Here is a 25,936-nt window from a genome sequence, read left to right on the forward strand (position 1 = left end):
TTAAAAATGATAAGTAAACTTACAAAGAGGAGTTTCTTCTTACCATGTCTGTTGGCTATGGCGCTTTTGATTTCGCCAGATGCTGAAGCACAGAGAAGAAAGAAGAAAAAGGAGGAGGAAGCGAAGCCTGCTCAAACCACACCACAAAAACCTGCTGCTAAAAAAGGAGGAATTCAACCTTTTGATAAGGTTATTACAAGCGATGCAGAAACAGACGAAGGTTTGTTCAATGTGCACGTTTTGGATGATAAATACTTCTTCGAAATACCTAACGACCTACTAGGTCGTGATATGTTAATGGTTACCAGAATTGCTAAAACTGCCTCAGGTATTGGTTTTGGTGGTGGAAAAACCAACACACAAATGTTGCGCTGGGAAAGATCGAAAGACAACATCTTGTTAAAGATTATTTCGACTACTGTAACCGCTGCCGATTCTTTGCCGATCAGCGAGGCTGTTAACAACTCTAATTTTGCACCAATTTTGGCTGCATTCCCTATCAAAGCGTTGTCGAAAGACTCTAGCGGTGTTGTAATTGAAGCTACTCCACTTTTGACAAAAGATGTGAAGCCACTTGGTTTACCAGACAACAGAAGATCGGGTTACAGAGTGACACGTATGGATAGCGAGCGTTCTTACATTGAAAGAGTGAGCAGTTACCCAGAAAATATTGAATTGCGCCACGTTAAAACTTACTTGGCAGGTAACTCGCCATCTTCAAGAGCTGATGGTTCCATTACTGTGGAAATGAGTAACTCTATGATTTTATTGCCAGAAGTGCCTATGATGCGCAGACTGCACGATCGAAGAGTTGGTTGGTTTGCTAGAGGAACAACAGACTACGGTTTGGATGTTCAACAGTCTAAAACGGTTACTTACCTAGACAGATGGAGACTGGAAGTAAAAGATGAGGATATTGAGAAGTTCAAAAGAGGAGAGCTCGTAGTTCCTAAAAAGCAAATTGTATACTACATCGATAGAGCGACCCCTAAAAAATGGGTTCAAGCCATTAAAGATGGTATCGAAGATTGGCAGGTAGCTTTTGAGGCAGCTGGTTTCAAAGAGGCAATTATCGCAAAAGAGGCACCAAGCCCAGAAGAAGATCCTGATTGGAGCCCAGAAGATGTTCGCTATTCAACAGTGCGTTACTTAGCTTCTCCAATTCCAAACGCAAACGGCCCTCACGTAAGTGATCCTCGTTCTGGCGAAATTTTGGAAAGTGATATCAACTGGTACCACAACGTAATGACACTTTTGAGAAGATGGTTCTTTGTTCAAACTGCAGCCATTAACCCACAAGCACAAAGCCCAGAATTTGATGATGCTGTAATGTCTCGACTGATTCGTTTTGTGTCTTCTCACGAAGTTGGTCACACACTTGGTCTACCACACAACTTTGCGTCAAGTGTTGCATACCCTGTAGATTCTTTGCGTTCTGCTGAGTTTACGCAAAAAATGGGTACAGCTCCTTCAATTATGGACTATGCACGCTTTAACTACATTGCACAACCAGGCGATGAGGGTGTTGCACTAATGCCAAACATTGGTATTTACGATAAATATGCCGTTGCATGGGGTTACAGACCTATTTTGGATGCAAAAACTCCAGAGGATGAATTGCCAACTTTGAGAAGCTGGATTGATGAGAAGAAGGGTGATCCTTTGTATCGTTACGGCAGACAGGGTAACTCGAATGACTACACTGCACAGAGTGAAGACTTAGGAGATGATGCCATGAAAGCAAGTACTTACGGTATCAGCAACCTAAAGGTAATTATGAACAATTTGAGAGACTGGACTTACGTAGAAGGTTCTGATTATACAGAGCTTGGTGAGATGTACGGTGAGGTTCAATCTCAGTTTAACAGATACATGGGGCACGTAAGTCGCTATGTTGGTGGTGTTAAAGAAGACTACAAAAGCACTGACCAAGAAGGAGCGGTTTATACACATGCACCAAAAGCCAAACAAAAAGAGGCTGTTGCTTTCTTAAACAAGCAGTTGTTCACTACCCCAGAGTGGATGCTTGACAAAGAAATTTTGGACAGACTTCAAGATTATGGTGCGGTAGAAGATATGCGTTCTTTACAGTCGCGTTACATCAGTTCTTTGCTAGAGTGGAGAAAACTTGGCCGAGTGATTGAGAACGAAGCACTAAACGGCAGCGATGCCTACGGTATTCTTGAGCTATTTGGCGATGTAAGAAAAGGTGTATGGTCTGAGCTTAGCGCAGGCAAAACCATCGATACTTACAGAAGAAACCTTCAGAGAGCTCACATTGAAAAACTTGAGGAGTTAATGACAGAGGAAATGCCTCCTGTGCCTTCTCAGTTCAGAGCATACTTTGGCCCGGGTATCGATGCGAGTCAGTCAGATATTCGTCCGGTTGTTAGAGCAGAGCTAAAAACGCTTCAGTCAACAATTAAAGCGGCTATTCCAAGAACAAGAGACGGAATGTCTAAAATTCACTTGCAAGATGCGCTTGAGAGAGTAAATAATATTCTTGATCCTAAATAATAGTTGGATTGCGATAAGATAAAAAGGGCGCTCGATCGAGCGCCCTTTTTATTTATATCAGCTTTTTATGTTTTATGGACTTCTTAATTAGTTGTCCATCTCTTCTAATAATGATTACCGTTCGTTTTCCTGGAGACTCTCTCAGGATGTTGTTTATCTCAGAGAACTTGTAGAAGAAAACAGGTTTGCCATCAAGTGCTATAATTTCATCACCTTTTAAAAGCCCATTTTTTTCCGCAGGGCTATTGGGTATAATCTCATTAATAAAATACTGATCTAAATCTTCACCAATAGCGGTTATTCTAAGGCCCAGGGTATTAAACCTGAAGGCATCTTTATAGCCATCGGCCTTCTTAATGTACATGCAGTTGTGCATGTAATCGTAAATCACAATGAATTTAGAGAGCATGTCGGAGCCTATGGTGCCATAACGAACAAAGTTTCCATTGGTACCATCAATTTGCTTTCTGATGTTCCAGTTCTCAGGGTAAGAAGCCACAACTTTTCTGAACTTAAAACGCTTACCAATTCTTACTTTGTTCACCCTGCCAACACGTCCTTTTATCTCTCCAGTAAGGCCGCTGCCAACAATGTGTTTAATATTGTTTTCGGGCAAAACTATTTCTGGATTGTTTTCTTCGTCTAAAAACAGGGCACTGCTAGCTCCGGTGTCAATCAACAAATTAACGTCTACCGGTTTTTGTCCCTTTTGTTTTAACGTAACTTTTACAAAAGGCCTCAAATCCCGAACTTCTATGGGTACTTTTTTAAAGCCCCTAGGCTTGGTGAATTTTTCAGGTTCGTATAAACGAATAGTTTGTTTTTGATAGTCCACTTTTACCACAAAGCGATTGAAAATCTCGGAGCCCAAAACACCCATAGCTTCTACCCCTAGTGTGTTTTTTATATCTAGCTGACTTTCTTCTTGAAAGACCAACATGCTCTGTTGCTTGCCCGAGACGCCTTTTAACTGAACACTTAAGTCATTGGCTACCAGTAAGTCCGTAATCTTTACACCATCGCTGGCATAAATGGGTATAGTTCTGGCATTAACCATATTGTGGTCTGCAATCACCCACTTGTCGAATATTATGCCCGATTCGGAACCGGTGTCGAGTATGAAGTTGTAAGGGCCGTTTCCATTCAGAATTATTGGGACAACTATTAGGTTACTCTCGTTTTGAAAGCTGAGTTCTACTTCATTGTTTTTTTTGAGGAGAGAAAAGCCCAAAGGGTTTTGAGCACCTGCTGAAAGCACAGTGCAAAGCATGCAAAATAAGATGACCCCCTGACGTATCATAGTTTCCCTCTAGTAGAACATTATACTCATAACAATATATAAATGTTCTGAAAGATTTTATCCATTGGCCTTAAATGTGCGTTTATATATTGGCTTTCTGTAAAAAAACAGTAGGTAGAAAAACGGAAAAAGAATGTAAGTGGTTACTTTATTGTTGCTTTGGAACTCAATATTGTCTTCGATAATCGTTTTATCTGTTTTCCTGTAAATGGTATGCCGGTGCTTCCAAAATTTGAGGAAAAAGGGTAATTCTATGCCTTCATCTACAAACTCGTAATAATCATCGGATTGTTTGGCGTCAGTTATTTTACTAGCCCATTTTTGTTTGAAAAAGAGAAAATCGAGTTCTAAGCAAACCAAATCATCTATTTTAGAGCCATCAAAGCGTAGCAAATTGGCTTTTGGAAAAGGAGGAGAGAGCTTTTTAAATAATTTATCGTCAAAGCCTTTAATCACTTCTTCCATTGATGCTCCAACTTCTGTGCTTAATTTTATCCGCATATTCAACTAAACACCGCACGGATTAATGTGTTCTGATTTTTTTAATCTTGACACAGGAAATTAATATGTGTAAATTCAGACTACTCACCTTATAGCTAAATGGTGTTACCGACTCGCCTTGTTTGCCTTGTATGGCTAATTACCTGTCTTTCATTCAATGTTAAGGCTCAAGATTTTTCCGTAAAATCGAAGTATGAGTATGCACCAAAAGAGGCAACTAAGGGTAATAGTCTAATTCAAGGCCTAAAATTTTCGGAAGCAATAGAGGAGTTTAATAGTCTTTTGAAAAGAGCAAACGATGCGGGAGACAACAGGCTGGCGATATTTGCCATGGAAAGAAAAGCCTACGCTGAAAGAAGGAGTGGTGACTTTGAGCAGGCTTTAATTACTATCTCTCAAGCCATAGCTCGCGCAAAAAACCAGCTTGATGAAAATGACATGCTGCTTTCTCGGCTCTACTTTAGAGCAGGAGTGATTCAATATAGAGACTATGAATTTACCAATGCACTCTACTACCTTGATACAGCCCAGGCGGTTTATCAGATTTCTGACTCTTATGATTCCGCCTTCTATAAGAGCTTAGTTGACTATAAATATTATTCGCTAAACTCCACAAATGGCAATTCGGATACTTTACAAAAGTACTTAGACATAAGACTGAAGATTGCTCAACAAAATAAGGATAAGGAAGAGGAGCTGTATATTCTGCAAGATTACCCTGATTTTTATAGCAATCTAGGTGACTTTGAGCAAGCACTATTCTATGCCATAAGGGCGTATAAGCTTGCGACAGAAAACCTACAGCCGAACCCAAAAAATGATGTAAACATAGACATTTCGAATAAGCGAACAATATCGTTCACTATGTTCAAATTGGCGGGTGTTTTAAGAAACAAGAAAGACTATACAAAGGCACTTGAGGTAGCGCTACAAATCATACCTATAATAGATAAATATGGGCCTAAGTCTTTCCCAAATTACCATGCTTACTATCAAGGTGTTGGAGTTATTTATGTATCGCTTGGACAGTACGAGGAGGCACTTCCGTACCTTGAAAAAGCAGGAGAAATCGATATTAAAACAAGTGCTGCTAAAAGGTTTTATGGAATAAATCTGGTGAACATTGGCAATTGTTATCTACAAATGGGTGAGGAGGAAAAGGCTTATGAAATATTGAATAAGTCCTTTGCGGTTTTAAAGGAGGTTGTGTCATTCCCATCATCAGACTATTACTTTCCTCATGAGAACCTAGGTAATTTCTATGTAAAGGAAACAGAGTTTAATAAGGCATTTATTCAGTATGATTCTGCTCTAAGAAATAGTTTGGGTAATTATAATGAAGGGGCTTTGAGCTTTCCTGAAGGTGAAAACTTTTCTTATTATGATTTGGAAGCATTGAGGAAAAAGGCGTCCACGTTACTTAACATAGAAGTTGATACTTTAAGCGAGGTAGAAAGGCTTAGTATTTCAAAAAGCTATGCTGAGAGAACACACAAACTTTTATTTGATAGGCGAAAAGATCTTTCAGCATCTGAAGGTAAACTGTTTTTGTCCAAACAGTTTAAGCCGCTATATGAAACGGCTATTGAGGCATGCTATGGGCTTTGGAAAGCTACTGGTAATGAAAAATACTTTTATGATGCCCTGCAATTTTCTAGGTATAGCAAGGCCATTCTCTTTTTAGAGCAGTCCGAAGAACTTGAGCTGGTAAACAACAACTTGGCAACACAAGACTTAAAGGAGTCATTTTATATGGCTAAGACTCAATTGGACAGCTTGGAAGGTGGTTTTTATGCACTGATCGACTCTAACATTACGAGCGATTCATTATCACAGATAAATGATGTTTTGAATAGCGCTAGAAACAGATTTCAAAATGTGGTAGACTCTCTTAGGGTTTACTTGGGTGAGTTTGAAAATCAGCCAAATACCGTTTTCAAAGATCTGGAAAACCCAATTTCTGCAAGGTCTATAAAGGGTGGTGAAGGAATTATAGAGTATTTCTATGGAGAGGAGTCCATTTTTGCACTCGGTCAGGATTCAGAGAATAAAGTATTCGTTAAAATTGATGAACTGGATAGTATTCAAAATGGCTTGCTAAACATATTTTCAAGTGTTTCTCAGGCACCAGAAATTAAGGATTTCGACAAGAAGCTAGACCACTTTAATAAGCACTCCTTTTATGTATATAAATCAATCATTAAGCCTGTACTGGACAGTTTTTCTAGCAAAACAAAGTATTTGACGATCATCCCGGATGACTATCTATCAAGACTGCCTTTTGAAATACTAATTACATCTGATATAGAGCCATCAAGTTTTAATTCACTACCATATTTGATTCGAGAGTATAGTGTTCAGTATGAACTGTCGAATTCTTTAATTAATAATCATAATTATAAAAAAAGGAAGAAGGAGGTCTCTGGTTTGTTGGGAATAGGGTACCGATCTGGCGATTTGGCAAGTAGTCGATCACAATATGGAGATCTTCCCGGAACAGAGAGAGAGATTAATTTTTTGAAAGCCTCTGTTGAGGGCACTTATTTTTTGGGAGGAACAAAGCAAGACTTTTTAGAAAATGCCAGAAACTATGATATTCTGCACTTAGCAATTCATGGGGAGGCAGATACGGTTAACAAGTACCAGTCGAGCCTTATTTTTAGTGGATCTGGCAATACCCAATTACAAACTAGTGATCTCTATTTAGCCGGACTAAACGCCAGGCTGGCTGTACTCAGTGCTTGTGAAAGCGGTGTTGGTCTAATTACAAAGGGTGAGGGTACATTTAGTATTGCCCGTGGGTTTTCTTTAGTAGGAGTGCCCTCAATTGTAATGAGCCTCTGGAAAGTGAATGATAAGATTACCTCTCGTTTGATGGTTGATATGCACGAGAAGTTTAATAAAGAAGGTGAGCCAATAAATGAAGCGCTGCGCCAGGCAAAGTTAAACTACTTAAACAACTCCGATGCCTATCTCTCACATCCGTATTACTGGAGTGCATTTATTCAGTTAGGAGAAAATGTAGAGAGCAATGAAGGTGAAAGAAATGGCTTATTAGTCGTTGTTTTATCAGCCGGAGTGCTTCTTGCGATTTTGGCCATTTTTATCTATCGCAAAAAAAGAAGGAGAACCATTTGATTCTCCTTCTCGCGTGTGATGTGTGTGTATTTGGAAAGAATGCTTTCTTATCGTCTACCAAGTATGTAGGCGAATCCTCTGTTTTTATTCTGTCTTAGAACAATCATTTCTACTTCTGCACCTTCTTCAAGTTCATCGATTGGGTCGTCTGTAAAAAATCTATATTTGATACCAGTAGTTTCAGAAACAACGGTTCCGAACTGGTATTGTCTTCTTCCTTCAAAATCTAAACTTGCTCCGCTTGGAGCGGCTTCTTCCTCCTTAGGTCTTTGCTCAACAGCCACAATAACACCACCGTCAAGGTCGTTTGCGAAAGCGCCTAATGACTTAAGGATTGCCTTTGCTTTTTCTTTGTAAGCAGAGTTTTCGAGCGTAAGGCCTGCTAGGTTACCAAAAGCTTCTTCCTCAGCACCATTGGCAATAAGCGCCAAAGACATATACCATTTAGCTTGAGCGCTAAGGTCAGAGAAGTTGTTAACTACTACGTTTAGGTTAGTTACTGCTGATTCAAAGTCGCCATTTTCTATATTAGAAAGACCCATATAGAAGTAGTTAGTAGCAGACTTGTCTTCAGCAACAAGAGATTCAAAGTTTTCAGCGGCTAAGATGTAGTTACCAGCATCATAAGCACCGTAAGCTTCCGCACTCAAAGTTTCAATGGTAGCAGCACCCCTTACTTGACCAGCCAAGTTGTCGTAGGAGGTGTAATACTCACTAAAAATCTCTGAGCCCGTAGGTTTCGAGTTCTGCGTAATTGTGAAGAAGCTTACCGCTGCGATAAGCACTACACATGCAGCAATTGATACATATTTCTTCATTGTATGTTTGGTTAGGGTTGATTCTTCCTCTTTTTGAATGTCTCTTTCGAGCGCATTCAAAAAATTGCTCAAGTCGTTTTGAGCATTTGCCTTAGTGGCTAAACGAATTTCCTTCAACTCTTGAAACTCTTTGTTGAAATCAACATCGTTTTTCAAAGCCTCGTTAAAATCGGCCAGTTCGCTAGGCGATAGGTCATTCTGAAAGTAACGATCAATTAGCTCTAAATTTTTCATTATGGGTTATTCAATTTCTTCTTAACTCTTTGGAGACACTTGTATTTCAAATTCTTTACAGTGTTTCCATTTTTGTAATCTAATACATCGGCTATTTCTTCTGTCGATAAATTATTGAAGTAAAATAGCTTTAGTATATCTGCACATGGAGATCCAAGTTCTTGAATAATCTTTTCTAACCGCCTCAATCTTTCTCCTCGATTGGAACTTGGGGAATCAATCACTTCTATCAAGTCATTTTCATCTAATGAGTCTTGGTAAGTGAATTTTGATTGCCTACGGGTATCAGAGAGCAACTTGTTTTTTCCTATAGAAAACAGGTATGTCTTTATTCCCGCATCGTTCATTTCCTCAACACTTTTGTCTATGACATTCTCATAGAGCGTAATAATAGAGTACTGGTAAATGTCTATCGCTTCGTCTTTGCTGCATTTGTGCGTATACACAATCCAGTTAATAAAGCTGGGACGGTACGTCTTATAAATTTCCTCGAGCGCAGTTCGATCACCTCGTTGCAATCGGAAAATCCAAGAGTCTTCACGCATACTCTATATCATTTAGTGATTTAGAAATCGAAAGGTCACCCATTCGGAAGAATTTTTTTTTGAAAAAAAACATTGGTTCCCCCACCAAGCTAAATTTTGAAGAAAAATTCATGTGTACACGTAGAATAGTAATAAAAGCCTGAAGTAACGAAAAAAAATCAGAAAATAAATAGGTCAAATGGGTGACCTTTGGGGTTTCCCAATCACTTAAACTTACAGAGGAAAAGTTTATGGGCGCTAGATCATACTTTTTATTGAATGACGAGATCACATCTACCGATGAGGTTTTTGTAGATAAGTCGCAGGAAGTTTCCGGAAACGCAGATTTACTCAAGGGTGTAAAAATCTTGGTAATCGATGATAACCCTATTAATCTTAGTGTAGCTGAGAAAACCCTTTCCAAATTTGGAGCTGTTAGTTATAAGTCTTATTCGGCAAAGGACGGAATAAAACAGTTTGTTTCAAACCAAGTAGACATTGTGTTGATGGATTTACACATGCCACTTATCGATGGATTTGAAGCAACAAAGCTTATAAAGCAAACTAAAGAGTTTCAAAATAACCCCATTCCTATATTAGCTTATACAACTTATTCTTACAGCGAGGTAAAAGAGGCCATAAAAAAATATGGTTTGGATGGTTACATCGGTAAACCATTTACGCAAGCCCATGTTGTGGAAACTATTATTGCTTCGATTCAAAAGAAGAAATAGCCTACCCGCGGTCATTCATTAAACAATTCTTATTGTAATTCGCTTTCCAAAAACTATTTTTGGCAAAAACTACTGGTATGCCAAAGGATCAAGCAATATTCGATTTAATAGCTAAAGAAAAGGAAAGACAAACCAATGGTATTGAGCTAATTGCTTCAGAGAACTATGCTTCTGAAGAAGTGATAGCTGCCATGGGTACTATTCTCACCAATAAATATGCTGAAGGCCTACCGGGCAAGCGGTATTATGGCGGTTGCGAAGTAGTAGACGAAATTGAAACCTTAGCTATTGAGCGAGTAAAGCAGTTGTTTGGCGCCACTTGGGCAAATGTGCAACCGCACTCTGGTGCTCAGGCAAATGCTGCCGTTATGCTGGCTTGCCTTAAGCCAGGTGATAAAATCCTGGGTTTCGACCTTTCTCATGGAGGGCACCTTACACATGGCTCGCCAGTTAACTTCTCAGGTAAACTTTATCAACCTTTGTTCTACGGAGTAGAAAAGGAAACAGGTTTAATCGACTGGAATAAAGTAGAAGAGACCGCTAAGAAGGAAAAGCCACAAATGATTATTTGCGGTGCTTCGGCTTACAGTAGAGATTGGGATTATGCAAAACTTAGAAGCATTGCCGATGAGGTAGGTGCTTTGCTTTTGGCAGATATTTCTCACCCAGCAGGGCTAATTTCTAGAGGTCTTTTAACTGATCCGCTGGAGCATTGCCATATTGTAACTACCACAACCCACAAAACTTTGCGTGGGCCAAGAGGTGGTTTAATTATGATGGGAGAAGACTTTGAAAACCCTTGGGGTTTGAAAACCCCAAAAGGCGCTACTCGAATGATGTCTCAATTGCTAGACTCGGGGGTTTTCCCTGGCACGCAAGGTGGACCGCTAGAGCATGTAATTGCAGCAAAAGCAGTGGCTTTTGGCGAAGCACTTAGCGATGATTACATGGACTATGTGCTTCAGGTTAAGAAAAACGCTGCCGTAATGGGCAAAGCATTTGTAGACAAGGGTTATGAGATAATTTCTGGTGGAACAGATAACCACTTGTTGCTAATTGACCTTAGATCTAAAGGGCTTTCTGGTAAGATTGCTGAAGAAACTTTAGGTAAGGCTGATATTACCATTAATAAAAACATGGTGCCTTTTGACGATAAGTCACCGTTTGTTACTTCAGGTATGAGGGTGGGAACCCCAGCCGTAACCACTCGTGGATTGGTTGAAGATGATATGCAGAGAATAGTTGATTTAATTGATAGTGCTTTAATGAATCATGAGAATGAGGCAAAACTTGCATCGATTAAATCGGAAGTAAACAACTGGATGAGTTCTTATCCGCTTTTCAAAAAATAATTGGCACTCGATCAGATTTCTGAAAATACAGAAGAGAAGGAAATGACCTTCTTAGACCACCTCGAGGAATTGAGGTGGCATTTGGTACGCTCTGTAGCGGCCATTTTCGTTTTTACTATAGCAGCTTTTTTGGCCAAAAGTTTTATTTGGGATACGGTCATTTTCGGGCCTACTAAGCCTGATTTTTGGACTTACCAGAAGCTTTGCGAATTGGCCGAGGCGGTTAAAACACCTAGCTTATGTATTGGTAAGGATATTCCTATGGACTTGCAAAACAGGGAAATTACGGGGCAGTTTACACAGCACATTCTTTCCTCTTTTATAGCTGGTTTAATTTTGGCCTTTCCATATGCTTTTTGGGAGATATGGAGGTTTATTAAGCCAGGGCTTCGAGGTTCTGAAGCTAAAGCTTCGAGAGGTGCGGTAGTTGTGGTGTCCTTTCTATTCCTTAGCGGGGTTCTGTTTGGTTACTTCATTGTTACACCGCTCAGTATTAACTTTTTAAGTAATTATTCGCTTAGCTCTTCGATAGTCAATTTAATAGATATTAAGTCACTGGTTAGCTTAGTGGTTACCCTTGCCTTGGCCTGTGGGTTAATGTTTCAGCTACCCGTGGTAACCTACTTTTTGTCTAAAACAGGCTTGGTTACTCCAGAGCTTATGAAAACCTACAGAAGGCACTCTTTTGTGGTAATACTGGTTGTATCGGCAGTCATTACACCGCCCGATGTTATTAGCCAAGTACTCATTGCCTTTCCGCTAGTGTTCCTCTATGAGGTGAGTATTGTTATTTCGAGACGCATTCAGAAACAGATGGACGAAAAGTTAGCATAATGAAAAAGATAGGATTAGGAGGAGATCACGCTGGTTTCAGCTACAAAGAAAAAATCAAAGGCTATTTGGAATCTAAAGGCTATGAAGTAAAGGACTTTGGTCCGTTTTCTTCAGAGTCTGCCGATTACCCAGATTTTGTACACCCATTGGCAACCGCTGTGGAAGCTGGTGAAATGGACTTTGGAATAGCTATTTGCGGAAGCGGAAATGGCGTTTGCATTACTGTAAACAAACATCAGGGTATAAGAGGTGCCTTGGTTTGGAATACCGAGTTGGCTGCTTTGGCGCGCCAGCACAATAATGCCAACATAGTGTGTATTCCTGAAAGGTTCGTATCCTACGATTTAGCTCAAGAAATGGTGGAGACCTTTTTAACTACCGACTTTGAGGGTGGTAGACATGAAAGAAGGGTGAGTAAAATCGCCTGTGCCACTAAATAAATAGAAAGACAATTCCATTCAGAAGCACTAACCACACCAGTGCTTCTGATTTCCACTTCTTATTAAAGCCAAGAACGTTTTTCGAAAGGAAATAGGCCATTGGCAGTGATAGAAATTCATAGTGGATAATTCCGCCCTTTACTAAATAGAATGTACCTACGAATAGCGCGAAAAAGAGCAGCCATGTCATTATGCGCTGTACGTAAATCTGGTGGTTGGTCATTCTTGCTCCTGAGAAGCTTGTGAGCGCCCCCCATAGCGAAAACACTAATGGTAAAACCACCACTTTACCCATGGTAAGCGCTTGCGGCTTGAACCCGATATTGGTGATTGAAGACCAAATGTGGGTTAAAAATTCAACATGTTTATCGCTATAGAGAAAGTAGGTGAAAACAACGATTATCGGTAGCAAAAAGCCGAAGCTCATCAGAAAATACCTTCTACTCAAAGTGCTTGAATAAAAGATATATATAAGAATAACAATTGACCAAAACACCGCATAGGGAATAAAAAATAGCGCAGCTAAGCCAATGGTAACCCCAGTGCTTAAAATGTTCTCCTCGCTACCTCTGAACTTTATGTGATCCAGCAAAAAGCCAAGCGCCAGCAACAAAAACGTCATGCCGACCAATTGGGGCGATAGCAGAAGGCTGCTTTTGCTTGCCAGAGTAAGTAAAATGTAAAAAAGGCCAGGGATGTAGGTATTATCTTTTAGCGCATTGTTGCGAATGAAAAGGTCAGAAATTAATACCGTATTAATTAATACAAACACGCCAGCAAGCAGAGCCGAAAGCCAAATGCCGTTGGTTAAATCAACCAATTGCCACAATAGCATATAAAGCGGGCCAACCTCTTTATCAACTCCATTGAGCAAACCGTCACTTATCGCACCAGCAAAGTCTAAATCAGGTCTTGTTACTTCTGCCAAGGGTATGGCAAAAATCACCACGCGACCGACTATTAACGCAATGGTTAATAATACCAGTCTGTAAGGGTCGTTTGTTCGGAAGAGCTTTATCAAGGCGAAATTAATTGCGAGTGCAAATAAGCTAAATTTGACGCATAAGGAAAATACAGTTTTTAATCGGATATTTGCCCCATGACAGCAAGCAAGCGACAACTCAAGTTTTCTAAATTAATTCAGCAAGAGATCAGTGCCATTTTACAATCGCAGTTTTACAGCGAGTTCAATGGAAAACTCGTATCGGTAACCGATGTTGAAATGAGCCCAGACCTTGGTCTTGCACGAATCTATATCAGCGTATTCCCTATCAGCTTTTCAGACGATGCACTGAATTTAATTAATGACAAAAAGAGCAAAGTACGTGGCGAGTTAGGTCGAAAAATTGGCAAGCAAGTGCGTATTGTACCAGAGCTGGCGTTCTTCTTAGACGCAACGGCCGAAAATGCGCAGTCAATAGATAAGCTGCTAGATTCTCTCGAAATTCCTGAAGAAGGCGATAGCGAAACCGAAGAAGATTGAATGTCTCCAGTTTTATAGCAAAGCGGTACTTTACTGCTAAAAAGTCGAACAACTTTATCCAGATTCTTTCTTGGGTTTCAATGATTGGCGTGGCCATTGGCACCATGACTTTGGTAATTGTGCTTTCCGTTTTTAATGGCTTGCAACACGTTTTGCGCACCGTTTATGGTACGTTTGACCCCGACTTAAAAGTAGAAATAGCAGAGGGCAAAAACTTTACGATTTCAGAAGACGAGCTAAATGCCATTAGGGCCATAGACGGTGTCGCTGGTGTAGCCCAGGTAATTGAAGAAAACGTGGTTTTCAGCTATCAAGAAAGCCAAACGGTGGTGCGAATTAAGGGCATTAGCGATGAGTTTTTAGCCCATAATCAATTAGATACGGTTTTGGTTACTGGTCGCGTTCGGTTTGAAGAACGAGGCAAAGACTTTGCCGTAATGGGCATAGGTGTGGCTTACAAACTGGGGGTGCTAATGGAAAGCAACTCCTTGGAAATAGAAGCGATCTATCCGCGAAAGATAAGGCCAGGAGCCCTTATGTCGGCTAATTCTTTAAACAGAAAGAGAATTTTTCCGGCCGCTATTTTTCAGGTAGAACAAAGCTTTGACGAAAAATACGTAATGACCTCACTCGACTTTGCTAGCGACCTTACCAACTTTGGTGATAAGCGAACAAGCTTAGAAATTTATTATGCTGAAGGAGCCAGTGAGAGTCGGGTTAGAGCTGGCCTAAACCAAGTACTGGGTGCTGGCTTTAATATTTTAAATGGAGATGAACAGCATGCCGATCTTCTGAGGGCTGTTAAAATTGAAAAGCTCTTCGTCTATATCGCACTGTCATTCATTACGGCCATCGCTTCATTCAATATTTTCTTTTGCCTTAGCATGCTGGCCATTGAAAAACGCAAGGACGTTTCGGTGCTTTTTGCCTTTGGTGCAGATCAAAAATTGATCAAACGCATTTTTCTTAAGCAGGGCGGAATAATTGCCTTAACGGGAGCCATATTTGGCATTGGTTTAGGCGTAGTCATTTGTTGGCTGCAAGAAACCTACGGACTCATTAGCATGGGCATGTCTAGTTCTTTGGTACAGGCCTATCCGGTTAAGTTGGTGTGGTCAGATGTGGCTTTGGTTGGGCTCAGCATTGCAATAATTACTGTACTTACCTCATATCGTCCTGCACTTTTAGCATCTCGCATTGAACCCATCAAATATTTGGACTAAATAAGCGCCAAGAACCTAAAATCTCTTTTTGGAAACAGCCATTAATCTTTAATTTGCGAATCGGATTTTTGCAAAAATGAAGGTTTCTACTGCTCAACCCTACCAATTAATCTATTCACTTTTCCAACATGAATACCTTGGGTATTTGTTCGAATCCTTTGTGGTTCAGCTCGATGACAAGGGAAGACTCACTTTACAACACCAAAATATTTCTTCGAAAAATGCCAGAGAGTTCTCTAATGGGGTCGATGAAAGAGACATCAAACTCATTGAGCTAATGGATCAAATTCAGCAAGAGTCTATCATGCTGAAGTTTTACAAGAAGAAAGTAAAGCCCGATGAATTCTTTTTGAAGGTTTATGACAAAGAGAATGGGGATAAGGCGCTTCAAGAGGTAATTCATGGCTACATAGAACAGCGCAGAGCGAAAATTCTCGATTTGCTAGGGGGTAAAATGATCTTTGAGATGGGCCGTGATGGCGAACCTGCCTGGAAGCAAATTGAGTGGGTAGAAGAACGCGCAACAGTGCTTTTCCACTTTAGGAGAAACGAGGAAAACACGCATTACTTTCCAACCATAAAGCTGCATGGCGAAAAACTAGAGTGGCAATACAACGGCTCTTACCTAATGTGCAATGAGCCAGCCGGACTTATTTGCCAAAACAAACTGATTAGGTTCGAAAAGAACGTAGATGGCAACAAGCTTAAGCCATTCCTGAACAAGAAATTTATAGTGGTGCCACGCAAGGTGGAAGAAACCTACTACAAAAAGTTTGTCACGCAGTTAGTTTCCTCTTTCGATGTATATGCTAAGGGTTTTGAAATAGAGACCGAGAAGTTTGACTTGGCGCCATCGCTTTCGTTCTCTGAGTTATCAGAATCTTCGAATGGTACATTATTTGGCAAAACCAATGGCAACGGCCATGCCGATGCCGAAGATTGTAAGATTCTGTTTAAAATAAACTGGCACTACGGGCCTTACCAGTTTGGCTACGAAACCAATCCGGTTTCTACCGTAGAAATGGAAAAAACGGATGATTCTTACACCTTCCATAAAATTTACCGCAAGGGAGAAGAAGAGAAGAGCATTCTTACCGAGTTAAGCAGCTTGGGTTTAGCCCTAAAAAATGGGCGTATGACCCTGCCACGAGGCCAAGCCTTTACCTGGATGGCCGATAATTCTGAGAAACTTGAAGAACTCGGAATTTCCGTAGAGCAGAGCCAATCCGACCGCAAGAAGTATTTCATTGGCGAATCGGCCATTGATATTGAAGTAAGCGAAGGGATTGATTGGTTCGATATCAAAGCGATTATACGTTTTGGCGAATTCGAAATTCCTTTTGAAGAACTACGCAAGCTTATTAAGGCTAAAAAGAAGGAGTTGAAGCTGCCAAATGGTGAAATTGCCGTAATTCCAGAGTCTTGGTTTACCGATTATTCGGAATTGTTCTCCTTGATTGAACCGGACCAGCATACACACAAGCTTAAAAAGCACCACTTGGCTTTGATTCAGGACCTGCAGAATGGAAACCTTGCCAAGGTAACCATGGACCGCAAGTTGCAAAGGCTCGAAGGCTTTGAAGAAATTGATGATTATCCATTGGCCGAAAGCTTTAATGGCACACTAAGGCCTTACCAAAAAGCCGGTTACAACTGGATGCGCTTTTTGAGCGAATATAACTTTGGTGGCTGCCTTGCTGATGACATGGGTTTGGGTAAAACCGTACAGACTCTGGCGCTTTTGCAGGCACAGAAAGCTGCTGGGGCGGAGAACGCCTCTTTGCTTATAATGCCTACATCGCTTATTTATAACTGGCAGCTCGAAGCGGCTAAATTCACACCAAACATGAAGGTTTTGGTGTATACCGGCACAAACCGAGACAAGAATCCGGAGCTTTTTCAAAACTACGACCTCATCATTACCTCTTACGGTATTACCAGGCTCGACATAGAAATTCTAAAGGAATACTACTTCCATTATGTGATTTTGGATGAGTCTCAGGCTATTAAAAACCCTGATTCCATCATTTCAAAATCGGTGCGTGAGTTGAACTCAAGGCATCGCCTAATTCTTACGGGTACTCCGCTAGAAAACAGTACCATGGATCTTTGGTCGCAAATCAGCTTTATTAATCCGGGCTTGCTGGGCACGCAGCGCTTCTTCCGCGATGAATTCCAAATGGCGATTGAAAAACGTCAGGATGTGGAGAAAATGCGCAAGCTGAATGTAATGATCAAACCATTTATTCTGCGCAGGCAAAAGTCTCAGGTAGCATCGGATCTGCCAGAGAAAATTGAAAACGTGAAGTATAGCACCATGTCGCCTCAGCAGGAAGAAAAGTATGAGGAGGCTAAGACTTACTATCGCAATAAAATTCTCGATACCATTGAGAAGAGCGGTATTAAAAAGTCGCAGATGTTGCTTTTGCAAGGACTCACGAAGCTGCGCCAGCTGGCCAATCACCCGCTAATGGTAGAGGAAGGTTACGATGGCGATTCTGGCAAAATGGAGGACATTACCTACATGATTGACTCTGCGCTTAGCGAAGGGCACAAGATTCTAATTTTTAGCCAGTTTGTAAAGCATTTATCGATCATCAGAAAATACCTGAACGAGAAGGAAATTAAGCATGCTTATTTGGATGGTGCCACTAAAGATCGCCAAGGCCAGGTAGAGCTTTTCCAAAATGATGATAGCGTAAATGTTTTCCTTATTTCGCTTAAAGCAGGTGGCTTAGGGCTCAACCTTACCCGTGCAGATTACGTATTCTTGCTCGACCCATGGTGGAACCCTGCCATTGAAGCGCAAGCAGTAGACAGGGCGCACAGAATCGGGCAAAAGCGAACTGTTTTCACTTATAAATTTATTAGTAGAAATACTGTTGAGGAGAAAATTTTAGCTTTGCAGCAGAGCAAACTTCGCTTGGCTTCGGACCTTATAACGACAGAAGAAAGCTTCATTAAAAAGCTATCGGCCGAAGATATTGGTGAGTTGTTGGCTTAAGGGCTTTCCCGTTCATCCCTGAAATATCCCGATTCACTACAAAAACCGCGTTTTTTGTGTTAAATGGAGAAATTTTTCTCCGAGAGGTGTATCCTTTTTTCGTTTTAGGAGTTAACTATGAAGGACGTTTTATTCTATTCATACTCTCTTCATAGTGAAATAGAAAAAATGTTTAATTCGGTTGAGCGGGTGCATAAGGTACCCGCTTTTTTTATGCAATTCGCTATCTTTCCGCATGGCTAAAACAAAGTCGGTTTACGTATGTCAGAGTTGTGGAGCAACTGCTCCAAAGTGGATAGGGAAGTGCCACTCGTGTAGCGAATGGAATACTTATGTAGAAGAAAAAATCACTAAAGAGGATAGTTCTAAACCTAGCTGGCGAACGGAAAGTAACCGTTCTAAAATAGCCAGCAAACCCGTAAAAATTTCTGAGGTAGAAGGCCAAGTAGAAAAGCGCCTGAATACAAGCGATGCCGAGCTGAACCGTGTACTTGGTGGAGGTATTGTGGGTGGTTCGTTGGTGTTAATTGGTGGTGAACCGGGCATTGGTAAGTCTACACTTATGCTGCAGCTGGCGCTAAGCGCTCAAAACACACAGGTGCTTTATGTTTCGGGCGAGGAAAGCCAACAACAGATAAAGATGCGAGCCGATAGAATCGGTTATAAATCACCCTCATGCTACATTCTCTCAGAAACCGGCACGCAACAAATTTTTGAGCAGATAGAAGAGTTAAAGCCGAAGTTGGTCATTATTGATTCCATTCAAACCCTACAAACGAATAGAATTGAGTCGGCACCGGGTTCGGTATCGCAAGTGCGCGAATGTACTGCCGAATTGCTGCGCTTTGCTAAAGAAACAAACACACCGGTTTTTCTAATTGGTCATATTACAAAAGAAGGCAGCCTTGCTGGTCCAAAAGTTTTGGAGCATATGGTAGACACCGTGCTGCAATTTGAAGGCGATAGGCACATGACTTATCGAATTCTTAGAACAATAAAAAACAGGTTTGGGTCTACCTCCGAATTGGGCATTTACGAAATGTTGGGCAGTGGTTTGCGTCAGGTTTCTAACCCTTCGGAAATACTCATTACGCAAAAAGCAGAAGACTTACCGGGAGTGGCCATTGGTGCCACTATTGAGGGAAACCGCCCCCTAATGATCGAAATTCAATCTTTGGTGAGTCCCGCTACATACGGAACCCCACAGCGAAGTACCACAGGTTTTGATGCTAAGCGAATGAATATGCTGCTGGCAGTTTTGGAGAAACGCGGAGGCCTGCGTTTTGGTAGCCAAGATGTGTTTTTGAATGTGGCTGGAGGAATTAGAATAGATGAGCCTGCGCTGGACCTTGCCGTTTGCGCCTCCTTGGTGAGTGCATATCATGATGTTCCCGTAACCGATAAAGTGGCTTTTGCTGCAGAGGTTGGCTTGGGAGGAGAAATTCGAGCGGTAAATAGGATTGATAGCCGAATTGCCGAAGCAGAGAAGTTAGGTTTTGAAGAAATTTACATTTCAACCCACAATATGAAGGGGCTGGAGAAGCCAAAGAAAATCGTTGTGAAATCCTTCAATAAGTTGAAAGAAGTTTTTGAAGAGCTAATGGGCTAGGCCGAAACCAGCTCGACCCTGGAGGCCACCAGTATGGATAGCCAAAATACTCGTGCCTTTTTGGAAAGCGCCTTTTTCTATCCTATCAAAAAGACCATAGAACATTTTTGCCGTATAAACAGGCTCTAACAGAAAGTCGTAGGCTTCTTCAAAAGCCTTCATAAAGTCCATTAATTCAAAATTAGTTTTGGCATAGCCTCCAAAGTGATAATCGGTTTTAATAGACCAATTCTTCAAATGCTGTCCATTTACTTGTGTAAGCAAGTTGGTAACTTCCTCAATTAGGAAATTTCCTTTAAGTGCAGAGAAACCTAGAACCTTCCCTTGACCATTTAAACCGTGGATAATTCCAGCCACTGTTCCGCCTGTTCCAACAGGGCAGGCGTAGTAATCATAATTGGATTCTTCTTTTAGCATCTCTGAAGTGCCTTTTATGGCTAGCCCATTGGTTCCACCTTCAGGAATTAAGTAGAAGTCATTGAATTTATTTTGTAATGTTTGTTTTACTTTTTCTGTGTTTTTCAACCGATAGGTGCTTCTATCCATATAATGCAAGTGCATACCGAATTCCGTGGCAGATTGTAAGGTGTGATTGAGAGGCAAATGTTCTTCTCCCCGAATTACCCCGATAGTTTTAAAACCCTCTGCTTTTCCAATGCCCGCCACGGCATAAATGTGATTGGAGTATGCTCCCCCAAAAGTAAGCAGTGTGTCATGGCCTTGTTTTTTGGCCTCTTGTAAGTTGTATTTCAGCTTGTGGTATTTGTTACCAGAGGCAAAGGGGTGGTTTAAATCTTCACGTTTTACGAAAACGCTTACCTCCATTTGCTCAAAAAGCGGTGCATGAATTTGCTGTACAGGTGCATTGCCTAATTCCATCTGCCGAAGTTAGTGAATATTGAAACTCATCTTTGACAAACTTTTGGTTGTTGGAAGAACAGTGTTTCTGAAGCACTAATGCTGGAGTTTATAGTTTGTCAAAGTTGGTGTTGGCTGTAAACTTCGACAAACTGGTTTACCCAATTTAGAGTAACCTGGGCTTTGAGTGCTTTGACTTGCTTAAAGTTTGTCGAAGCCTAGACAATGATGCTAGTTCGTATTTTGTAAATTGATTTTACAATGGCACATACTGATTCTTATAAAACACAATTTCACAATGGGCAGTATTATCATGTTTTTAATCGAGCGATAAGTAACGAGTTGTTGTTTCGTAACCCAGATAATTACGAGTTCTTCCTTCGACAATATCGTAAGTACATGAGTGACTCAGTAGATACAGTAGCTTACTGTCTGCTACCAAATCATTTTCATTTCTGTATCAAGGTTTTAAATCAAGAATTAGTTAGTAGACGATTCCGGTGTTTATTTCAATCTTATGCGCTTGCTTACAATAAGGTGTTTAGAAGGAGAGGGACATTGATGGAAAGACCATTTAAGAGAATATTAGTGACAGATAACCACTTGACTCGTTTGATAAGATACATTCATCAAAACCCGGAAAAGCACGGATACTCAGATGATTTTAGGTGTTGGGAATGGTCCTCCTATTCGGAATTATTGAATGAGGTACCAAGGGTTGTTACGAGTGATTTCGCAGTTGAATGGTTTCAGAATAAAGAGGAGTTTATCGACTTTCACCGTACTATTGAAACAGAAAGTCGTTTGGAGTAAGCCCTCTTTGACAAACTTTTGGTTGTTGGAAGAACAGTGTTTCTACAGCACTAGTGCTAGAGTTTACAGTTTGTCAAAGTTGATGCTGGTTCGTAAACTTCGACAAACTGGTTCATCAAATCTTGTGCTATTTGAGCTTGCGTACTTTCCCTCGCTTAAAGTTTGTCGAAACAAGCTATCAAACTGCTCAGATTGTATTGAAACATATCTTTGATAAACTTTCGGTTGTTGGAAGGCAGAGCGTTTGTACTACGCTTATGCTGGAGTTTATAGTTTGTCAAAGTTGATGCCGGGTCATAAACTTCGACAAACTGGTTCATCAAGTTTCGTGTTACCTGAGCTTTGCGAACTTTCACTTGCTTAAAGTTTGTCGAAGCAGGGTTCTACTATTTTCTTCACTTGGCCAGAATATAACGACAACAACGGCATATTCATTAACTTTGCCATTCAATGGAAGAGCAGGAAGACCTTTTTGAACACCATCGCATTGTTTGCGATCCGGGGCAAGAGCCTTACAGAATTGATAAGTTTTTGATGGACAGGTTGCCAAATGTTACACGTAACAAGGTGCAACAGGGTATTAAGGACGGTTTTGTAACGGTAAACGGAGAAGAGATTAAGCCCAACTTTAAAGTACGGGCAAACGATGTGGTAGTAGTGGCTTTACCCGAACCACCACGCGATACCGAAGTGATTCCTGAAGATATTCCCCTAAACATTGTTTATGAAGATGACGACCTGCTTGTGGTGAATAAAGAGGCTGGTATGGTGGTGCATCCTGCATATAATAATTGGTCGGGTACTTTGGTGAATGCGCTGGCCTATCACTTTACACAATTGCCCACCATGAAGGACAATGAGGGTAGGCCTGGCTTGGTGCACCGTATTGATAAGGATACCTCGGGCTTGCTCGTAATTGCCAAAACAGAGCAGGCTATGACGGGTCTGGCCAAACAGTTTTTCGACCATAGTATTGAGCGGACTTATTACGCTTTAGTGTGGGGCGTGCCTTTGCAAGAAAGCGGCACCATAAACGTGCACCTTGGCCGTAGTGAAAAGGACAGGAGAGTTACTGTTGCTATTGAGGATGGCTCTAGGGGCCGCCATGCCATTACACATTATAAGGTACTGAAGGACCTACGCTATGTTTCGCTTATTCAATGCAATTTAGAAACAGGTAGAACTCACCAGATTAGGGCGCACCTAAAATACTTGGGGCATCCGCTTTTTAATGACGAGACCTACGGTGGCAACAAAGTGCTAAAGGGTACTCAGTTTTCTAAATACAAAGCATTTGTAGAAAATGGCTTTAAGCTAATGCCACGGCAAGCACTACATGCAAAATCCTTAGGCTTTGTACACCCAATAAGTAATAAGTTTATGCAGTTCGACTCGGAGTTGCCACAGGATTTTACGGCAGTATTAGAAAAGTGGGAGAACTACGTTAAGCACGAGTAAAATCGAGCACTTGCAAAATGGCTACGGCATGAAAGGCGGTTCCGCCTAGCACAAAAATATGCCAAATGGCGTGGTGGTATTTTAGCTTTCTCATAAGGTAGAAGGCCACTCCGCCAGTATAACAAAGCCCTCCGTACAGCATATAGTTTACGGCTTGGTTACCCATTACTTCGGCTAACCTATCGAACATTAAATATCCAAGCCAGCCCATGCCTAGGTACGATAGGAGTGAGATAAACTCAAACCTGCCGGTAAAGAATATTTTGAAGATGGTGCCCAGCGCTGCAATGGCCCAAACTGCTATCAATAGGTTCTTTCCGATTGCTTCATTGCCCAAAACACCCCAGCAAAAAGGCGTAAATGTGCCTGCAATAAGCAAGTAGATAGAAATATGATCGAGCTTTTTAAAAAGCAGCTTTTGCTTTTTGGCTTTCACTAAATGATAAAGCGTAGAGCTAGCATAAAGAACAATGCAAGTGAGAAAGAAAACAGCCGTGCTCCAAGCTTGGTAGTTTGCAGCATTGCTGCTTAAGGCTGAATAAACCCCAATTATTCCGAAGACTACGCCCGGAAAATGGGTGAGCACATTGGCTCTTTCTTCTTCAGACGTATAGGCATCTAGTTTTATAGGCTTTTTCAAGGTCTCAGTTTTTCTCCGCAGCGTCTGCAGTAGTTTGCATCGGCACTATGGCCTGCAAGTTCGCACTTTGAGCATTTAATTTTGTCCTCGGCCTCTTTCTTTTCTTTCTGAAGTTCCACCGTTACAATGCCGGTAGGCACAGCAATAATGGCATAGCCAAGAATCATTACAAAAGAAGCCAAGCTCTGACCAATGATGGTTTGCGGAGCTATGTCGCCATAGCCAACAGTTGTGAGTGTTACTATGGCCCAATACACGCTGCGCGGAATACTAGTAAAACCATTTGCCCTACCTTCAACCAAATACATTACCGTACCCATAATGATTACTGTGGCCAACACAGTGCCCATAAATACAGTGATTTTGTGCCTGCTGGCTTTAATTGCCCTGCCGAGTTGTTCACCCTCGCCTACAAACCTGCCTAGCTTCAGTATTCGGAAAACGCGCAATAAGCGCAGCGCTCTTATAATGAGCAAATACTGGGTTCCTACAAAGATCAGGCTGAGGTAGGAAGGTAAAATTGAGAGTAAGTCGATGATACCGTAAAAACTAAAGATGTATTTTTTACTGTTTTCGGTAACCCAAACTCTGGTGATGTACTCTAGGGTGAAAATAATGGTAAGTGCACCTTCCACCCAACGAAAATAATTGCCATAGTTTTGCTGTAGCGAAGGCACGCTTTCCAGCATTACGGTAACTATACTCAATAGAATAATTACCAGCAAAACCACATCAAAGGTTCTGCCGGCAGGTGTGTCGGTACCAAAAATTATGATGTTAAGCCTTTGTCTTAGCGTCATTTTTTAGGTTGATCGTTTTGAATGCGGAACCAAGGTGCCTGATAATCTTCTGGCAAGTAGCTTTGCGGAATGGTGGTTTGGTTGCCATCGCGGTGCGCACCATAGTGTGGCGATAAGATCTCGATACCCGCCTCGTTAAACTTATCTTGAATATTTTGGTGTAACTCAGAGTAAATAGAAGACATTTTCTTGATTTCACGCGTTCTGGCGTTTATCTGGTAACTCACGTAGAAATCATCTAAGCTAGTTTGTAATACAAATGGTTTAGGCAGTTTTTTCACATGCTCTGTGGCCAATGCGGCTTCGACTAAACATTTGTGCACATCGCGCCAAGGCACATCGTAGCCAATGGTTACGGTGGTATGCAAAATCAGACCTTCCTCCTCGTTAGCCGTTGTATAGTTAATGGTATGGCTATTGAGCATTTGCGAATTCGGAATAGTGATGATCTCGTTTTTGAGTGTTTTAATTTTTGTATTCAGCAGTGTTTTTTCAGTCACATCGCCCATTACATCTGCAATTTTTACCCTATCACCAACTTTGAATGAGCGCATATACGTAATTACTAAGCCGGCAATTACGTTTGAAAAGGCACCAGCACCACCAAGTGCTACCAACAGACCGAAAAAGGTTGAAACCCCCTTGAATATTGGTGATTCTGACATTGGTAAAAGCGGCCAAATAGCCACAAAGGATATAGCGATAACTATAACCTTTATCAGATTATAAGTTGGCTTGGACCATTCAGGGTAAAAGCCAGGTAGTACCAATCTGCCCTTTGCTACTTCGGTTCTAAAAAAAGCTAGCCCTTTGAGTAAGTACCGTACTACAACAATAATTACCAGTATGGTCAGTAGGTTTGGTATAAAGTTTAAAAACTTTGAACCTATGCTTTTTAAAGGATTTAAGATGTAACCAAACAGGGTATTGGCTATGCCTTGTGTCCACGGAAAGAGCGAGAAAATAGTAGGCAACAAGAGGTAAACAATGAACAAAAGCAGCGCCAAGCGAGCCGCTTTGGCCAAAAATACAATGTATACTATAAGCTTATCCTCCGATATGAGTTCGTAGTTTTTAACCTTAAAGCCTTTAAACCAAATGCCTTTTTTGGCATGTATTTTCATGTAAACCAAACGGAACAGCCTGTTGTAATAGCGAAGCCCAAAAATGAAAAGTCCTATGATGAGCAGCGCGATTCCAACGTTTATAAAGAAGCTGTTATTGGGATTGAAAGAGCTAATGGTTAAAGCCTCTTCAATTTGTTCTTTGTAAAAACTGGTAGCACCACTCAGGCTTAAGCCAAGTGCTTTGGCATCGGCATCGTTTACGGTCATTACCAGTTCTTCACCATGCATTATTTCGTTTACAACTTCACCGTATTTAATGGTCAATTCGGCAGTAAACGTAGATTCACGAAGTTTCTTGATTTTGTTACCCACACGCAGCGCTCGTGCCTCTCGGCTATAGGGGCCAATACCATTGAATATCATTACCAGCGAGTCTTGATCGGCCGGTTGACCTAAAACGGTAGTGTCTGCAACAGTGGCAGTTTGTTGTGTTGGCCTAACACCTGTAGTTTGTGGTTGTGCAGAACTACCGCTCTGAAACCAAAGGCTCAATAAAAGTAAAAGCACTTTCATAACTGGGTCAAGATAG

Annotated in this window: 20 protein-coding genes; 11 read left to right on the plus strand and 9 right to left on the minus strand. The window is 41.1% G+C overall.

Annotation, left to right across the window (positions count from 1 at the left end; all coding sequences use genetic code 11):
• Positions 1-6 precede the first annotated feature (6 nt).
• A complete protein-coding gene (locus BMW98_RS03800) occupies positions 7-2,517 on the plus strand; it encodes a zinc-dependent metalloprotease (RefSeq protein ID WP_090257052.1) in 2,511 nt (836 codons plus the stop codon).
• 52 nt (positions 2,518-2,569) lie between these two features.
• On the opposite strand, the gene BMW98_RS03805 is transcribed toward BMW98_RS03800, so the two are convergent.
• Complete coding sequence (locus tag BMW98_RS03805; protein WP_162844671.1) at positions 2,570-3,787, minus strand: aspartyl protease family protein; 1,218 nt, start codon at positions 3,785-3,787, stop codon at positions 2,570-2,572.
• Between the two features lie 87 nt (positions 3,788-3,874).
• A complete protein-coding gene (locus tag BMW98_RS03810) occupies positions 3,875-4,318 on the minus strand; it encodes an SRPBCC family protein (protein WP_090257054.1) in 444 nt (147 codons plus the stop codon).
• Between the two features lie 99 nt (positions 4,319-4,417).
• Between BMW98_RS03810 and BMW98_RS03815 the strand changes: the two genes are divergently transcribed.
• Positions 4,418-7,456 carry a CHAT domain-containing protein gene (locus BMW98_RS03815; RefSeq protein ID WP_090257055.1) on the plus strand — a complete coding sequence of 1,013 codons (3,039 nt, stop codon included), beginning with the start codon at positions 4,418-4,420 and terminating at the stop codon, positions 7,454-7,456.
• A gap of 47 nt (positions 7,457-7,503) precedes the next feature.
• Here BMW98_RS03815 and BMW98_RS03820 read toward each other — a convergent pair whose 3' ends face one another.
• Both BMW98_RS03820 and BMW98_RS03825 read right to left on the minus strand, forming a co-directional pair.
• Positions 7,504-8,508 carry a hypothetical protein gene (locus tag BMW98_RS03820; RefSeq protein WP_090257056.1) on the minus strand — a complete coding sequence of 335 codons (1,005 nt, stop codon included), beginning with the start codon at positions 8,506-8,508 and terminating at the stop codon, positions 7,504-7,506.
• Positions 8,508-9,053 carry an RNA polymerase sigma factor gene (locus BMW98_RS03825; protein ID WP_090257058.1) on the minus strand — a complete coding sequence of 182 codons (546 nt, stop codon included), beginning with the start codon at positions 9,051-9,053 and terminating at the stop codon, positions 8,508-8,510. The genes BMW98_RS03820 and BMW98_RS03825 overlap by 1 nt, the downstream gene beginning before the upstream one ends.
• Positions 9,054-9,283: 230 nt before the next feature.
• On the opposite strand from BMW98_RS03825, the gene BMW98_RS03830 reads away from it, so the two are divergent.
• The 4 genes from BMW98_RS03830 (at position 9,284) to rpiB (ending at position 12,392) form a co-directional block, all read left to right on the plus strand.
• Positions 9,284-9,766, plus strand: coding sequence for a response regulator (locus BMW98_RS03830; RefSeq protein ID WP_090257060.1), 483 nt, complete (start codon positions 9,284-9,286; stop codon positions 9,764-9,766).
• 77 nt (positions 9,767-9,843) lie between these two features.
• Positions 9,844-11,118 (plus strand): serine hydroxymethyltransferase, encoded by a 1,275-nt coding sequence (locus BMW98_RS03835; RefSeq protein WP_170836504.1) that lies wholly within the window; start codon positions 9,844-9,846, stop codon positions 11,116-11,118.
• A complete protein-coding gene (gene tatC, locus BMW98_RS03840) occupies positions 11,119-11,952 on the plus strand; it encodes a twin-arginine translocase subunit TatC (RefSeq protein ID WP_090257063.1) in 834 nt (277 codons plus the stop codon).
• Positions 11,949-12,392 (plus strand): ribose 5-phosphate isomerase B, encoded by a 444-nt coding sequence (gene rpiB / locus BMW98_RS03845; protein WP_090257064.1) that lies wholly within the window; start codon positions 11,949-11,951, stop codon positions 12,390-12,392. The genes tatC and rpiB overlap by 4 nt, the downstream gene beginning before the upstream one ends.
• Here the strand turns inward: rpiB and BMW98_RS03850 are convergent.
• On the minus strand, positions 12,385-13,413 hold the full coding sequence (locus BMW98_RS03850; RefSeq protein WP_090257066.1) for a DUF6427 family protein: 1,029 nt from the start codon (positions 13,411-13,413) through the stop codon (positions 12,385-12,387). The genes rpiB and BMW98_RS03850 overlap by 8 nt on opposite strands.
• Positions 13,414-13,491: 78 nt before the next feature.
• Here BMW98_RS03850 and rbfA point away from each other — a divergent pair, with 78 nt between their 5' ends.
• The 4 genes from rbfA to radA all read left to right on the plus strand — a co-directional run bounded on the left by rbfA (position 13,492) and on the right by radA (position 19,711).
• The gene (gene rbfA, locus BMW98_RS03855) at positions 13,492-13,875 is read left to right on the plus strand and encodes a 30S ribosome-binding factor RbfA (RefSeq protein WP_090257067.1); all 384 of its coding nucleotides are present in this window, start codon (positions 13,492-13,494) and stop codon (positions 13,873-13,875) included.
• Positions 13,872-15,098 (plus strand): FtsX-like permease family protein, encoded by a 1,227-nt coding sequence (locus tag BMW98_RS03860; RefSeq protein WP_139177404.1) that lies wholly within the window; start codon positions 13,872-13,874, stop codon positions 15,096-15,098. The genes rbfA and BMW98_RS03860 overlap by 4 nt, the downstream gene beginning before the upstream one ends.
• A gap of 76 nt (positions 15,099-15,174) precedes the next feature.
• A complete protein-coding gene (locus tag BMW98_RS03865; RefSeq protein ID WP_090257070.1) occupies positions 15,175-18,102 on the plus strand; it encodes a DEAD/DEAH box helicase in 2,928 nt (975 codons plus the stop codon).
• A 235-nt stretch (positions 18,103-18,337) separates the two neighbouring features.
• Entirely contained in the window at positions 18,338-19,711 is a 1,374-nt protein-coding gene (radA, locus tag BMW98_RS03870) for a DNA repair protein RadA (RefSeq protein WP_090257073.1), read from the plus strand.
• Here radA and BMW98_RS03875 read toward each other — a convergent pair.
• On the minus strand, positions 19,700-20,590 hold the full coding sequence (locus BMW98_RS03875) for a 1-aminocyclopropane-1-carboxylate deaminase/D-cysteine desulfhydrase (protein ID WP_090257075.1): 891 nt from the start codon (positions 20,588-20,590) through the stop codon (positions 19,700-19,702). The genes radA and BMW98_RS03875 overlap by 12 nt on opposite strands.
• Before the next feature lie 1,242 nt (positions 20,591-21,832).
• Between BMW98_RS03875 and BMW98_RS03885 the strand changes: the two genes are divergently transcribed.
• Positions 21,833-22,840 (plus strand): RluA family pseudouridine synthase, encoded by a 1,008-nt coding sequence (locus BMW98_RS03885; protein ID WP_090257078.1) that lies wholly within the window; start codon positions 21,833-21,835, stop codon positions 22,838-22,840.
• Here BMW98_RS03885 and trhA read toward each other — a convergent pair.
• From trhA to BMW98_RS03900, 3 genes are read right to left on the minus strand one after another with little or no spacing between them, the layout of a single operon-like run.
• Positions 22,827-23,480: a PAQR family membrane homeostasis protein TrhA gene (gene trhA / locus BMW98_RS03890; RefSeq protein ID WP_162844672.1), complete on the minus strand. Its 654-nt coding sequence runs from the start codon at positions 23,478-23,480 to the stop codon at positions 22,827-22,829. The two genes, BMW98_RS03885 and trhA, sit on opposite strands and share 14 nt — an antisense overlap.
• Positions 23,477-24,280, minus strand: coding sequence for an ion transporter (locus BMW98_RS03895; protein WP_090257082.1), 804 nt, complete (start codon positions 24,278-24,280; stop codon positions 23,477-23,479). The genes trhA and BMW98_RS03895 overlap by 4 nt, the downstream gene beginning before the upstream one ends.
• Positions 24,277-25,920: a mechanosensitive ion channel family protein gene (locus BMW98_RS03900; RefSeq protein ID WP_090257084.1), complete on the minus strand. Its 1,644-nt coding sequence runs from the start codon at positions 25,918-25,920 to the stop codon at positions 24,277-24,279. The genes BMW98_RS03895 and BMW98_RS03900 overlap by 4 nt, the downstream gene beginning before the upstream one ends.
• Positions 25,921-25,936: the final 16 nt, after the last annotated feature.

The organism is Roseivirga pacifica (assembly GCF_900111145.1).
Classification (GTDB): Bacteria; Bacteroidota; Bacteroidia; order Cytophagales; family Cyclobacteriaceae; genus Roseivirga; species Roseivirga pacifica.